11 protein-coding genes are annotated in these 12,927 nt (G+C 63.8%); 6 read left to right on the top strand and 5 right to left on the bottom strand.

Annotated elements, in window-relative coordinates; genetic code table 11:
• Nucleotides 1-5 precede the first annotated feature (5 nt).
• Complete coding sequence (locus HB675_RS15770; RefSeq protein WP_213879271.1) at nucleotides 6-1,598, bottom strand: ABC transporter substrate-binding protein; 1,593 nt, start codon at nucleotides 1,596-1,598, stop codon at nucleotides 6-8.
• A 458-nt stretch (nucleotides 1,599-2,056) separates the two neighbouring features.
• Between HB675_RS15770 and HB675_RS26090 the strand changes: the two genes are divergently transcribed.
• From HB675_RS26090 to HB675_RS15745, 5 genes are all read left to right on the top strand, one after another.
• Nucleotides 2,057-3,043 carry a GntR family transcriptional regulator gene (locus HB675_RS26090; RefSeq protein ID WP_213879270.1) on the top strand — a complete coding sequence of 329 codons (987 nt, stop codon included), beginning with the start codon at nucleotides 2,057-2,059 and terminating at the stop codon, nucleotides 3,041-3,043.
• Nucleotides 3,040-3,735 carry a creatininase family protein gene (locus HB675_RS15760; RefSeq protein ID WP_213879269.1) on the top strand — a complete coding sequence of 232 codons (696 nt, stop codon included), beginning with the start codon at nucleotides 3,040-3,042 and terminating at the stop codon, nucleotides 3,733-3,735. Before HB675_RS26090 ends, HB675_RS15760 begins: the two co-directional genes overlap by 4 nt.
• 31 nt (nucleotides 3,736-3,766) lie before the next feature.
• A complete protein-coding gene (locus HB675_RS15755) occupies nucleotides 3,767-4,816 on the top strand; it encodes a ketopantoate reductase family protein (protein WP_213879268.1) in 1,050 nt (349 codons plus the stop codon).
• The gene (locus HB675_RS15750; protein WP_213879267.1) at nucleotides 4,803-5,564 is read left to right on the top strand and encodes an SDR family NAD(P)-dependent oxidoreductase; all 762 of its coding nucleotides are present in this window, start codon (nucleotides 4,803-4,805) and stop codon (nucleotides 5,562-5,564) included. The genes HB675_RS15755 and HB675_RS15750 overlap by 14 nt, the downstream gene beginning before the upstream one ends.
• Nucleotides 5,565-5,687: 123 nt before the next feature.
• Nucleotides 5,688-7,244 carry a sensor domain-containing diguanylate cyclase gene (locus HB675_RS15745; protein WP_213879266.1) on the top strand — a complete coding sequence of 519 codons (1,557 nt, stop codon included), beginning with the start codon at nucleotides 5,688-5,690 and terminating at the stop codon, nucleotides 7,242-7,244.
• On the opposite strand, the gene HB675_RS15740 is transcribed toward HB675_RS15745, so the two are convergent.
• On the bottom strand, nucleotides 7,241-8,032 hold the full coding sequence (locus HB675_RS15740) for a helix-turn-helix transcriptional regulator (protein ID WP_213879265.1): 792 nt from the start codon (nucleotides 8,030-8,032) through the stop codon (nucleotides 7,241-7,243). The genes HB675_RS15745 and HB675_RS15740 overlap by 4 nt on opposite strands.
• A gap of 122 nt (nucleotides 8,033-8,154) precedes the next feature.
• Between HB675_RS15740 and HB675_RS15735 the strand changes: the two genes are divergently transcribed.
• A complete protein-coding gene (locus HB675_RS15735) occupies nucleotides 8,155-9,084 on the top strand; it encodes a DMT family transporter (RefSeq protein WP_213879264.1) in 930 nt (309 codons plus the stop codon).
• A 23-nt stretch (nucleotides 9,085-9,107) separates the two neighbouring features.
• On the opposite strand, the gene HB675_RS15730 is transcribed toward HB675_RS15735, so the two are convergent.
• From HB675_RS15730 to HB675_RS15720, 3 genes are all read right to left on the bottom strand, one after another.
• Nucleotides 9,108-10,202, bottom strand: a complete 1,095-nt coding sequence (locus HB675_RS15730) for a Gfo/Idh/MocA family oxidoreductase (RefSeq protein WP_213879263.1) — start codon at nucleotides 10,200-10,202, stop codon at nucleotides 9,108-9,110.
• 168 nt (nucleotides 10,203-10,370) lie between these two features.
• Entirely contained in the window at nucleotides 10,371-11,258 is an 888-nt protein-coding gene (locus HB675_RS15725; RefSeq protein ID WP_213879411.1) for a LysR family transcriptional regulator, read from the bottom strand.
• Between the two features lie 303 nt (nucleotides 11,259-11,561).
• Nucleotides 11,562-12,704, bottom strand: coding sequence for an aldose epimerase family protein (locus HB675_RS15720; RefSeq protein ID WP_213879262.1), 1,143 nt, complete (start codon nucleotides 12,702-12,704; stop codon nucleotides 11,562-11,564).
• Nucleotides 12,705-12,927: the final 223 nt, after the last annotated feature.

Here is a 12,927-nt window from a genome sequence, read left to right as displayed (position 1 = left end):
CAGGCTCACTTCTGCAAATAGGCTTCGCTGAACAGGTTGTTGCCCAACGGGATCTGCACGAAGCCCTTGACCGAGGTCTTCAGGGCCACCGGGTACGAGCTTTCGTAGAGTGGGATGGTCGGGCCGCTGCTGTTGTAGATATCCTGCACGGTCTTGTAGAGGGCGGCCCGCTTGGGCGGGTCCATCTCTTTCTGGGCGCTCTCGAAAGCCTGATCCACCGCGTCGCTCTTCCAGCCAGAATGCAGGGCCTGGATGTTTTTCGAGTAGGCAAAGTAGGAAGTGATCTCGCTCGGGTCGGCAATGTCATCGGTCCAGGGTGACAAGCGCAGGGCAAAGTCGCTTTTGCGAAAACGGTCGGTACGGGTGGCGTTGTCGACCTGATTGATGTTCAAGGTCACGCCCACTGCGGCCCACATCTGCTGCAAGGCGGTGGCGATGCTGATGTCGTCTTCGTTGCCGGCCAGGATCATCATGTCGGTGCTGAAGCCGGACGGGTAGCCGGCTTCGCTCAGCAGTGCCTTGGCCTTGGCCACGTCCACCGGATAGAGGGGCGTAGTGCCTGAGTTCATCGGCGTCGAAGTGGCCATGAACGAGGTCATGGGCTTGCCGATGCCGTAGGTCACCAGTTGGATGATCCCATCCTTGTCGGTGGCGTAGTTCAGTGCCTGGCGCACCTTGGGGTTGGCCAACGGGTTGGCCTTGCCGGCGATCTGCGGGTTGACGTTCATGCTCGCGTACTCGACCCGGGTCGAGGGGAACAGCACCATGTTCAGCGCCGGATTGCCCCTGAGTTCGGCAACGCGCGAATAGGGAATGAACTCGGCGCCGTCCAGCTCGCCCGACTGCAACTTGAGAATGCGTGTGGCGTCATCCGGGATGATTTCGAACTTCACCGCATCAAGGTAGGGCAGGGGCTTGCCGTCGCTGCCCTGGCGCCAGTAATAGGGGTTGCGCACCAGGGTCATGGTCGAATTGTGTTGCCAGGATTGCAGGATGAACGGGCCGGAGCCTACCGGATGCTCGGCGAAGGCAGTGGCTTTGTCTTTATCGGTGGCACCGGGCGTGGCTTCAAATTGCTTTTTCGGCATCACGGCGGTGTTGAACACCGTCAGCGCGCTGAGGATGGTCGGGTCCGGATGGGACAGGTTGATGATCACGGTCTGCGGGTCCTTGACCTGCACGCTCTGTATCGAGCTGATCATGAACTGCCACACGCCGTTGCCGGGCTTGGCCGCGCGTTCCAGCGACCACCGCACGTCTTCGGCGGTGATCGCCGAGCCGTCGGAGAAGCGCGCACCGGAGCGCAGGGTGAGGGTCACGCTCTTGCCGTCGGCGGCGATGCTCCAGGCGCTGGCCAGGCCGGGTTGGACGCCCTTGCCGTCGTTGGTCGGCAGCAGCAAGGTGTCGTAGAGGTTGGAGAGAATCCAGATGTCGACGTTGTTGTCGTTGAGCACCGGCTCAAGGAATGTGCTGTCCGCGTAACGCCCGTAAGTCAGGGTGCCACCGCGTTGTGCCACATCGGCCGCCTGGGCCATGGCCGTGGTCAGAAGGCTGACCGCCAGTGATGCCAACCACGTTGCCTTGCGTGCTGCCTTCATCGGTGCTGCCCCCTGAATGATTGAGTGATTCACTCCAGCCCGTACGGTCTTCGCCGTAACAGTGTGCTAGTACGATAATTCCGGCTGTGACCGCGAGTGTCAAACGTTGCATGGCGGGTGGACGACCGTCGAAGCCGACGTGAAGACGGGCGTGCGCCGTTTTTGTGCGGGGCGCCGGGGGCGTATGCCGAACGACGCCACGTTTTTGCAAGGGCGCATTGTCAGGTCGGAGCTGAACGCACCAAATCAACGCCAATAAAGGCGTGACGCACTAAATGAGGTAGCCGTGAAAATATTTTCTGCCGGGTGCGCAGCGCCCCCTGGATGATGCGCGGGCTGATCGGGGTGCGGGTCTGCGAGGTTTCGCCGAGCGCCAGAACGGGTGTGGAAAGCGCCTTGCCAAGCCTGGAAAAATCCGTTTAAGTGTATTAGTCAACTAATACACATCAGGCGTCTGCATGGATTTTGAACTCGATCGCTCCCTGACCATTCCGCTCGGCACCCAACTGCGCGGGCTGGTGGAGTACGCGATCACCTTCGGTGCGTTGCGCCCAGGCGAGCGTCTGCCTTCGGTGCGGGAAATGGCCGACAGGGTCGGTGTCGCGCCCATGACGGTGGCGCAGGTGTACCGCGAGCTCAAGGACGCCGACCTGATCTACAGCAAGCCGGGCTCGGGCACTTTCATCGCCGACGCCAATGCCTCGCTGGCCTTGAACGGTCAGCGCCTGAGCGACCTGCACGCCAGTGTCGACGCCCTGATCGACTGCGCCATCAGGATGAATATCTCGGCCGCCGACCTGGCGGCGCTGGTGCGGGTGCGCTGCAACGACAGGACCCGCAAGCGGCGGGACAACGTGGTGTTTCTGGTGGGCAATTTCCTGGCCTCTTCCCGGGATTATGCGCAATGCGTGGCAGAAACCCTGGGGGAGGCGGCGGTGGTCGAGGCCACCACCCTGGCCTTGCTGGAGGGCGACCCGGCCCTGCGCCAACGGGTCGGTGCGGCCGACCTGGTGTTGACCTTCGCCCATCGCCGCCGCCAAGTCAGCCAGTGCCTGCCCGGGGCGACAGTGGTCAATATCAGTTTTATTCCTTCGGAAAAGACTCGCCGCGCGCTGGCCTCCATCGACCCGCTGGCCCAGGTGCTGGTGGTGTCGATCTTCGCCGAGTTCACCGCCTTGATGAAAGCCGGTATCGAGCGCTTTGCCTCCCATGTCGACTCCGTCACGGTGATTCACCGCGATGACCCGGACCTGAGCGCGCGCCTGCCCAATGCCGACGTGCTGATTTACGCCACCGGAGCCGAGGATTTGCTGGCTCAGCTCGGTGAAGGCCAGCAGGCCTTCGAATACCGCCACGTGCCGGATGCCGGCGAGATCCGTCGCGTGGTCTTGCCGTTGCTCGATACGCTTCCCGTTGCGACGCCTCGTGGAGAGACCCCCGCATGAAAATAAGTGAAATGCATTGGCAGCAGCTCGAAAGCTATCTGGCCCACGACGACCGTGTGATCGTGCCGCTGGGCAGCACCGAGCAGCATGCGTTCCTGAGCCTGTCGGTGGATGCGATTCTCGCCGAGAAGGTCTCGGCGGACGCCGCCGAGCCCTTGGGTATTCCCGTGTTCCCGGTCCTGCCCTTCGGCATGACGCCGACCTTCTATGACTTTCCTGGCACCGTCAGCCTGCGCATGAGCACCTACCTGGCGGTGCTTGAGGACATTCTCGACAACCTGCGCCACCAGGGCTTTCGCCGCATCCTGCTGGTCAACGGCCACGGCGGCAACGCCCCGGCGCAGCACTTCATCAGCGAATGGATGGTGACCCACCGCGAGGTATCGGTGCAGCTGCACAACTGGTGGGCGGCACCCCAGACCTGGGCCAAGGTCATGGCCATCGACCCGGTGGCGTCCCATGCGTCGTGGATGGAAAACTTCCCCTGGACCCGCCTGGCGGGCGTCGAACCGCCCGCCGAACAGAAGGCCATGCTGGACCTCGCCGGGTTGCGCAAGATGAACCCGGGCCAGGCACGCCAGTACTTGGGCGATGGCAACTACGGCGGCTTTTACCAGCGTGCTGACGAAGACATGCACGCCATCTGGCAAGTCGCCGTTGCCGAGCTGCAAGCCATCCTGCAAGCGCTGTAGGTCCTGCCACGTGCCCACCGAGAGAAACAGCATGAGTGATCCCTGCGAACCGATTGTCATCTGGGGCGGCGGCGCCATTGGCGCCAGCCTGGCGTGCGCGCTGGTCAAGGCCGGCGAGCCGGTGCTGCTGGTGGACAGCGCCATGGCCCACGTCGAGGCGATCAACCGACGCGGGCTGACCCTCACCGGCCCGTTGCTGGCCGGCTGCTTCAAGGTGCCGGCCTGCCTGCCCGAGCAGGTGCCGGGATTGCACCGGCGTATCTGGCTGGCGGTGAAGTCCCATCACACCGAGCAGGCCATGGTGCAGATCAAGCCCCATCTGGCCGCCGACGGCTACGTCGCGTCCATGCAAAATGGCTTGAACGAACGGGTCATCGCCGAACACGTCGGAGTCGAGCGCACTGTCGGCGCTTTCTTCAACTTCGGCGCCGACCTGATCGAGCCAGGCGTGGTCCACTATGGCGGGCGCGGCGCGGTGGTGGTGGGCGAGCTGGACGGGCAGGTGCGCGAACGCACGCGTGAATTGCATGGCGCACTGCTGCACTTTGACCCTGAGGCGGTGCTCAGCGAGAACATCTGGGGTTACCTGTGGGCGAAGATGATCTACGGCGCGCAGCTGTTTGCCACCGCCTTGAGCGATGACAGCATTGCCGACGTGTTGGCCATGCCCAGGTTTCGTCCGGTACTGACCCAGCTGGCGCGGGAGATCGGCGCGGTGGCGGCGGCCGAAGGGGTGGTCTTGCAGGCATTCAACGGTTTCGATCCGCAGGCATTCGCGCCCCAGGCCAGCCAGGCAGAGACCCAGCGTTCGTTCGATGAGATGGTCGCGCACAATCGGCGCTCGCTGAAATCCCACTCCGGGATCTGGCGTGACCTGGCCGTGCACAAGCGCAAGACCGAAATCGACGCGCAGATCGCCCCGGCCGTCGGCATCGGCGCCAGCCACGGCCTCGACATGCCCGTGACCCGGCGTCTTATCGAATTGATCCATGCCATCGAACAAGGCGAGCGTCCACAAAGCCAGACGACCTTGGCCTTATTGTCGCTATCCGCTGGAGAGCCTGTGCATGACGCCGTTTGATCTTTCCTCCCGCCAGGTGTTGGTCACCGGCGCCGCCCAGGGTTTTGGCCGGGCGATCTGCAAAGCCTTCAGTCAGCTGGGTGCCAGGGTACTGGCCTGTGACATCCAGGCCCAGGGCCTGCTGGAAACGGTGCAGGCGTGTGGCGAGCGTTGCAGCGAGGCCCGGCTGGACGTCACCGACCCGTTGGCGGTGACGGCGTTGTTCGCCCGGCTGCATGCCGAGGGTTGGCAGATCGACACGTTGGTCAATAACGCCGGCGGTGTGGTGGGGCAGCAGGGTCAACCCATCGAAACCGTGACTTTCGCCCAATGGCAAGCCATCGTCGACGTCAACCTGACCGGCGCCTTTCTGATGGCGCAGGCGGTGGCGTCGGGCATGAAGCAGCAGCGCTTCGGTCGCATCGTCAATATCTCCAGCCGCGCCGGGCTGGACGTCAGCCTCACTGGCATCCAGGCCTATGCCAGTGCCAAGGCCGGGCAGATCGGCCTGACCCGCCAGCTGGCCCATGAGCTGGGGCCATGGAACATCACGGTCAACAACGTCGCCCCGGGCTTTGTGCGCAGCAACCCCAGTACCGAACAGCAGTGGCTGGCCCTGTCGCCTGGCGAGCAGGCGAGGCTGGTGGACAACATCGCCTTGAAGCGCCTGGGTGCCGCCGAGGACATTGCCCATGCGGTGCTGTATTTCGCCTCCGACTGGGCCAACTGGGTCACCGGGCAGGTGCTCAGCGTGGATGGCGGGCGTTAGAACCGCAGGGAAGCATACGCCGCCTGGCACCCGCCAGCCCTTCGTCATACGACCATCAAGCCTCGCTACCGTCAGCCGATAGCCTCTCACTAGCGTCACCACAAGAGAGGCCGGCATTGCCCCATGAAACGTCTGTCCGACTTGCTGGAAACCAGCCGCGTCGCCGAAGAGTCGGTACAGCGCTCCTACGCGTTGTTTCGCTGGGCTGTCGCATTCATTCTGGTGATGGTGCTGTGCATCGTGGCCCTGGAAAGCTGGCGGCTGGCTCAGGATTACCAGAATGCCTATACGGCAGCGGCCAACTCGGCCACTAACCTGACACGTGCGGCGGCGCAGCAGGCAGAAGGGGCGATTTTGCAGGTCGATACCTTGCTGTTCGGCGTGCGCGAGCGCATGGAGGGTGATGGCCTGGAACACCTCGATATCGCCCGACTGCAGCGCCTGTTCACTGGGCAGGTCGCCGCCACTCCGCAACTCCACGGCCTGTATGTATTCGACGAGCACGGCCACTGGGTGGTCAGTGACAAGGCGCCCATGCCTCAGGAAGTCAACGTCACTGACCGCGAATATTTTCTCTACCACCAGCAGCACGTCGATCGTGGGCTGCACATCGGCCCGGTGTTCGTCAGCCGCTCCACCGGCGATCAGGTGATCCCGCTGTCCCGGCGTATCGACCACCCTGACGGCTCGTTCGCCGGGGTCTTCGTCGGCACCATCGACATCCGTTATTTCGAAGATTACTACGCTAATTTCAGGGTGGACGCCAAGGGCGCCTTTGTCCTGGCGCTGCGCGACGGGTCGGTGCTGGTCAAGCATCCGGTTCTGGAGGGCGGCGTGAGCAACAGCCTGGCCAATGGCGAGGTCTACCGCAACCGGCTGCCCTATGGCCCCGAGGGGGTTATCCAGATGGTTTCGGTGGTCGATAACCAGCCACGACTCTACGGCTACAAGGCCTTGCACGATTTGCCGCTGGTGATGGAGGCGGGGATCTCCACCGAGTCCATTGTCCAGGGTTGGACGCACGATTTGTTCAAGACCGTGGTCATCGTGCTGGTGATGTTGCTGGGTATGGGCGTGTTCAGCTACTTCTTCCTGCAGCAGCTGCGGTCGAAGATCGTCATGGCCGAAGCGCTGCAAGTGGCGCACACCGCCGTGCAGGACATGGCCATGCGCGACGGACTGACCGGGCTGGGCAACCGCCGCCTGCTGGACCGCCACCTGGACGATGAAGTGGCGCGAGCGAGGCGCTCGGGCTTGCCCCTGAGCCTGATCATGCTCGACCTGGATTTCTTCAAGCGCTTCAACGACCACTACGGCCATTACGCTGGCGACGAATGCCTGCGCCGCGTGGCCTCAGCCCTCCAGGCCACCCTGCACCGACCGGGGGACCTGGCGGTGCGCTACGGTGGCGAGGAACTGGCGGTGCTGATTCCCGACACCGATGCCGTCGGCGCCACCGTGCTGGTGGAGCAGATTCTGGACGCCATCCGGGCATTGGCGATCGCCCATGCCGACAGTCCATTCACCCAGGTCACCGCCAGTGCCGGGTTGTTCGTCAGTACCGCCGTGCTCGGTGAACTGACTGCGGCGGCCATGATCCAGGGTGCGGACGCGGCGCTGTATAAGGCCAAGCAGAATGGCCGTGATCAGTGGTTTCGAGGGCTGGCCGTCGAGGATTAAATCAGGCGCGCCCGCCGATATTCGTCCGGGCTTTCCCCGGTCAGCTTGCGGAACATGCTGATGAAGGCCGACGAACTGCTGTAGCCCAGGTCCAGGGCGATGCGTTCCACGGCGATGCCGTCACGCAGTTTTTCCAGCGAGGCGACCACCTTCAAGCGTTGTTTCCACTGCGCCAGCGACATGCCCAGGTCGCGCTGGCAGCGGCGCAGCAGGGTGCGCTCGGTGGCATTGACCCGTTGTGCCCACTCGGCGAGTGAGCGGCCGTCGCTGGGATCGTTTTCCAACGCCTGAAGAATGGGCGCCAGCACCGGGTCGTTGGAACCGGGCAGGTAGGTGCCTTCCCGCTGGGTATGACGCAGGCGGTCCACCAGCACCTGCAACAGGCGCGCGTCTTCGGCACTTTGCGCCAGGGCCGGCGGGTGCGCGCAGAGTTCATCCAGCAACGCGCGGATCAGCGGCGAGATCGTCAGGGCGCAGGCCTTGGCGGGAAAGGCGGTGCACAGCTCGCGGGTGACGTACAGCGAGGCATGGCAGGCCTGCTCGCGGTTGAGGCCGACGTGCTCGATGTCAGGCGGCAGCCAGATGCCATATTGCGGCGGGGCGATGAAGTGCTGGCTGGCCAGCTTGACCTCGATGACGCCGCTGAACGAATAGACGAATTCGCCCCAGGGGTGGCGATGCACCGGGTAGGTCGCCGAGGCCGGGACCTGGGCCGCGCGAAAGAAGATCGGGGCAGGAAGTTCGGTGCTGAAGGGCGGGATCAGCAGGTGAGTGACCGGCTTGTTCATCGGGCATCGCTTGGCTGGCAGGGTGAATGACGATTATGCGCTATCGGCTGTCGGTTTAGCGCTATATCCGGCCAATCGGGCGCGAGCACACTGGCAACCCTTCCACACAAGGATAATCCGTCATGGCAATTCGAGCCCCCCTGGACAGTCGCGCGACTGGCCTGATGATCTTGTTATGCTTGATCTGGGGGTTGCAGCAGGTGGCGATCAAGGCCGCGAGCGCCGACGTGGCGCCGGTGCTGCAGATTGCCCTGCGTTCCGGCGCGGCGGCGTTGATCGTGGGTGTGCTGCTGCTAGTGCGGCGGCGCACGCTGCGGCGCGTGGAGGGCGCCTGGCAACCTGGCATTGCCGTTGGCCTGCTGTTTGCGCTGGAGTACCTGGCGGTGTCCGAGGGGCTAAGACTGACCTCGGCGGCTCACATGGTGATCTTCCTGTACACCGCGCCGATCTTCGTCGCTATCGGCCTGCATTTTCGCTTCCCCGGCGAACGTCTGAAGGGCGTGCAATGGCTGGGGATTGCGATCGCGTTCTGCGGTGTCGCCGTGGCGTTCTACTCGCCCGAAACGCCCGGCAGCGATGCCCGTCACCAGCGTCTGGGCGATGCCCTGGCCCTGCTGGCGGCACTGCTCTGGGCCGCCACGACCTTGACCATTCGCTGCACGCGCCTGGCCGAAACCCCGGCGCCCCTGACGCTGTTCTATCAATTGGCCGGGGCCTTTGTGCTGTTGATGGCGGCGGCGTTGGCGAGCGGGCAGATGCACCTGCACCTGACGGGCATAGTGGTCGCCAGCCTGGTGTTCCAGACCCTGGTGGTCTCTGTGTTCAGCTTTCTCACCTGGTTCTGGCTGCTGGGCCGCTACCTGGGGTCGCGGCTGGGGGTGCTGGCCTTCCTCACACCTTTGTTCGGTGTGGGGCTGGGTGCCTGGTTGCTCGGCGAGCACCTGGAGAGCGTTTTTGTGGTGGGGTCGCTGATGGTGCTGGTGGGGATCTTCCTGGTCAGCGGCCATGATCTGCTGATCACGGCCCTGCGGCGAAGAGCGCTGGCCTCCTGATTGGCGCCCGTAGTCGCGGCGTATCAGTCGAGAAGGGTCTGTCCGTCCGTTTTTGCAGCGTCCAGCAACCCGTGCAGGCGCAAGGCCTCCTCGAACGTGGCAGCGACTCGTGTGCCTTCGGCCCGGTCCTCGGCGTAGGCGTAGTAAAGCTCGGCCAGTTCCAGCACCGCGGAGGGCAGGGTGGAGGCGGGCAGGCGCTGATACGACGCGGGTACCGGCAAGGGTTGCAACGGCAGGTTGTCGCCGTGGGCGCCCTGGATCTCATAGTCATCGCCCTCCTCGCCAAAGGCCGAGGTGTTGCTGATCCGAAGGTCACCCTGGTCGCCGGTGAGGTCGATCTGCACGCCCGAGCCATTGCGCTTGCCGCCTTCTATGTGCGCGGACACCACCGCACCGTCTGCCAGCAGGCCGCTGAGCACCAGTTGATCGGGCGCTGTACTGGCCAGCAATTCGCCGGTTTCCTTGAGGGTCACCTGGGGAAACTGGCTGACCATCAGGCCCGAGACGCTGACAGGCCAGCCGGTGGCCGTAAAGAGCATGTCGAGAAAGTGCCCGGCGTAGATGGCGATCACGCTGGAAAAATTTTCTTCGGCGGCGGTCCAGCGTAGCGCCTGGGAACGCATGGCCTGGAAGTCATTCATGCTTACGTGGAGGCGGGCCGAACGCAGGTTGCCCACGTAGCCTTCGCGCAGCAGGTCTTGCAGGTAGCGGTTGTGCGGCGCGTGGCGGCGTTGCAGGCCGACGATATGGCGCACGCCGGCTGCGTTCGCCAGGCGCAGCAGCTTGGCCGAGTCGGCCGTGGTGGTGGTCAGCGGCCATTCGCAATAGACGTCCTTGCCGGCCCCTATGGCAGCGCGCACGGTCTGTTCATGCTGGGGCGCGGTATTGGCCACCACCACCAGATCCACGTCGGGGTTGTTGACCAGCGCATCGAGGGAATCGGCTACCTCGGCGATCTGGTATTGAGCGGCGGCGGCCTGGGCCCGTTCGCGGTTTTCGCTGTACACCGCTTGCAGCCGGTACTGCGGCAACAGGTTGAGCACCCGCAGGTGGCCGTGGCGGGCCCAGTTGCCGACACCGACGATACCGACGCGAATGGGGTTGGGATGGGCTGGCATGGGGGAGGTCCTCGCTGAATGGGATGGGCGAGGTGCACTCTAGGGCGCCACCCGCCCGGGAAAAACGGCTTGGGAGGCGGAACACTCTGGACAGAAACGGCACTAATCCCGGCATCGCCCGTGCGCCTGTCGGCCAGGTGCTGCAGCGCTGAGCACCTGCCTGTGAAGTCAGGCGCTCAGAATGTGATCCTTGAAGAAGTCGATCAGCACCCGCAGCCTCGGGGCCGTCTGCTTCGAGGCCGGCCAGAGCATCCACAGGCTGCCCTCATGGTCGGTATAGTCGGCCAGCAGCACCTCAAGCCGGCCGTCGGCCAGCGGCTGGCGGATGGAAAAGTCCGGCAGGCAGGCGATCCCCATGCCGTCGATGGCCAGGTAGGTCAGCGGGTCCATGGTGGTGCAGGTCAAGGCCCGCGCCAGCTGTGGCTCGATGTGGGTATCACCCACCCGCAGCGGCCAGCGCTCGATCATTCCGGTGGCCGGAAACTTGTGCAGCAGGCACACGTGCCGGCTCAGGTCGTCCGGGTGCAGGGGCACGCCACAGCGCTGCAGGTACGCGGGCGCTGCCACCACCTGCAACCGATAACCCCCCAGTTGGCGCGCCATCAGCCGAGAATCCTGCGGCGCCCCGGTGCGGATCACCGCATCAAAACCCTCCTCGATCACATCGACCATCCGGTCGGACATGTCCACTTCCAGCTCGATGTCCGGGTACGCGCGCATGAAGCCGGCCAGCACCGGCATGATCATCACGTTCTGGATCGGCACGCTGATGCGTACTTTGCCCCGCGGCGTTCCGGACAGCTCCAGCAATTCCGTCTGGGCGGCCTTCACTTCACCGAGAATGCGCTTGCAGCGCTGCAGGAACAGCTCGCCTTCGGTGGTCAGGGTCACGCTGCGGGTACTGCGATGAAACAAGCGCACCCCCAGCCGCTCTTCCATGCGCGCGACACTCTTGCCCACCGCCGAGGAAGAGATCTCCAGCAGGCGCCCGGCTTCAGTGAAACTTCGGGTTTCGGCCACATGGACGAAGGCGGTGATGCCGCTGAGGCTGTCCATCATGGTGGTGGGCTCGTATGAGGGGAAACCCGCAGAGTAGAGAGGCGACGCGGGTTTGCATAGCGGGGACGAGCAGGCAAGAAAAAGCCGCTGCAGCGTGAATGTGCTGCAGCGGCGTCAGGTCGCCAGTCGACAGGGCCGAGCTTGCTCGGGAACAAGAGTCTGCGCTGCACCTGACGCACCGCGTGCCTTGATTCCCGAGCAAGCCCGGCCTTGCAGAGTCAGCACAACAAGCTGGCGCGCGAAGAGGCCTGCATGCGCGCCAGCATCAGGCGCGGTCGTGTTCCGCGCCTCGAGCCTTGATTATTGCGCGCTGAACTTCAACACCGTCGTCTGCGTATACGCCTTGCCCGGATCAAGACGGGTGCTGGCGAAGTTCGGTTGGTTCGGTGCGTCCGGGAAGTGCTGGGTCTCCAGGGTGAAGCCACCCCAGTGCGGGTAGACCTTGCCGCCCTTGCCGTGGATGCTGCCGTCCAGGAAGTTGCTGGTGTAGAACTGCACCCCAGGTTCGGTGGTGTAGAGCTTCAGACGCCGGCCCGATTGCGGGTCGCTGACTTCGGCGGCGACTTTCTTCACGTCGCCGCCGGTGTCCAGTGCCCAGTTGAAGTCAAAGCCGCCCTGTTTGGGTTCAGCGAACTTGAGCTGGGGATGGTCGGCCTTGATGTTTTTGCCAATGGCCGTGGGCTTGAGAAAGTCCATCGGTGTGCCGGCCACCGGAGCCAGCTCGCCGGTAGGGATCAGCTTGCCGGTCACTGGCGTGTAGTGGGCCGCGTGCAGGGTGGCTACCTGTTGCAGCACATCGCCGCTGCCGGCGCCGGCCAGGTTGAAGTAGCTGTGGTTGGTCAGGTTCAGCACCGTAGGCTTGTCGGTGACGGCGTGATACTGGATGCGCAGTTCGTCCTGGTCATTGAGGCTGTAGGTCACCTCGGTTTTCAAGGTGCCGGGGAAGCCCATCTCGCCATCGACCGAGACATAGGTCAGCTTGACCCCGACCCAACCCTTGCTTTTCACCGGCCCCGCTTTCCAGACGTGCTTGTCGAAACCTTGCGTGCCGCCGTGCAGGGCATTGCTCTTGTCGTTCTGCGGCACCTGGTAGGTCTTGCCGTCGAGGGTGAACTTGCCATCGGCGAGGCGGTTGCCGAAGCGACCGATGGTGGCGCCGAAGTACACGGTGGGGTTGTCGCGGTAGCCCTGGATGTCATCGAAGCCCAGCACCACGTCGGCGGTTTTGCCGTGCTTGTCAGGCACTTGCAGCGATTGCAGCACGCCGCCCCAGGTGAGGATGCTGGCCTGCATGCCGTGGCTGTTGGTCAGGGTGATCTTCTCGATGGCGGTGCCGTCGGCCAGCTTGCCGAACTCGCTGGTTTCGGTGGTCAGGCCCGCGGCCTGGGCGGTGAGGGTACTGATCATGAGGGAAAGTCCAAGGGCATTGAGCAAATGAGTCATGAGCGGTGTTTTCCTTGTTGTTGTTTTTGCACGGCGGGTGGAACGGGCTCTGCGGCAAGTCGTCAGACTATTGGGCGACAAATTGCCGCTGAACAGGATTTATAGCCGAAATTCGACGGCGCATAAAATAAATGGTAATACTATTTAACGGTTTTTCTACGGCGCCCTGTTGAGTGGGGTCTTGCTGTCAGCTATCGGCCAATCATATGATGATTAGCGTAGC

This window comes from Pseudomonas sp. dw_358, from assembly GCF_018449655.1.
In the GTDB taxonomy this organism is placed as follows: domain Bacteria; phylum Pseudomonadota; class Gammaproteobacteria; order Pseudomonadales; family Pseudomonadaceae; genus Aquipseudomonas.
Note: the sequence above shows the minus strand (reverse complement) of the source record. Positions and strands in the feature narration are given on the sequence as shown.

Bases quoted from the DNA above. Each gene is read 5' to 3' on its own strand.
- HB675_RS15770 (WP_213879271.1), bottom strand. From the start codon at position 1,598: ATGAAGGCAGCACGCAAGGCAACGTGGTTGGCATCACTGGCGGTCAGC.
- HB675_RS26090 (WP_213879270.1), top strand. From the start codon at position 2,057: ATGGATTTTGAACTCGATCGCTCCCTGACCATTCCGCTCGGCACCCAA.
- HB675_RS15760 (WP_213879269.1), top strand. From the start codon at position 3,040: ATGAAAATAAGTGAAATGCATTGGCAGCAGCTCGAAAGCTATCTGGCC.
- HB675_RS15755 (WP_213879268.1), top strand. From the start codon at position 3,767: ATGAGTGATCCCTGCGAACCGATTGTCATCTGGGGCGGCGGCGCCATT.
- HB675_RS15750 (WP_213879267.1), top strand. From the start codon at position 4,803: ATGACGCCGTTTGATCTTTCCTCCCGCCAGGTGTTGGTCACCGGCGCC.
- HB675_RS15745 (WP_213879266.1), top strand. From the start codon at position 5,688: ATGAAACGTCTGTCCGACTTGCTGGAAACCAGCCGCGTCGCCGAAGAG.
- HB675_RS15740 (WP_213879265.1), bottom strand. From the start codon at position 8,032: ATGAACAAGCCGGTCACTCACCTGCTGATCCCGCCCTTCAGCACCGAA.
- HB675_RS15735 (WP_213879264.1), top strand. From the start codon at position 8,155: ATGGCAATTCGAGCCCCCCTGGACAGTCGCGCGACTGGCCTGATGATC.
- HB675_RS15730 (WP_213879263.1), bottom strand. From the start codon at position 10,202: ATGCCAGCCCATCCCAACCCCATTCGCGTCGGTATCGTCGGTGTCGGC.
- HB675_RS15725 (WP_213879411.1), bottom strand. From the start codon at position 11,258: ATGGACAGCCTCAGCGGCATCACCGCCTTCGTCCATGTGGCCGAAACC.
- HB675_RS15720 (WP_213879262.1), bottom strand. From the start codon at position 12,704: ATGACTCATTTGCTCAATGCCCTTGGACTTTCCCTCATGATCAGTACC.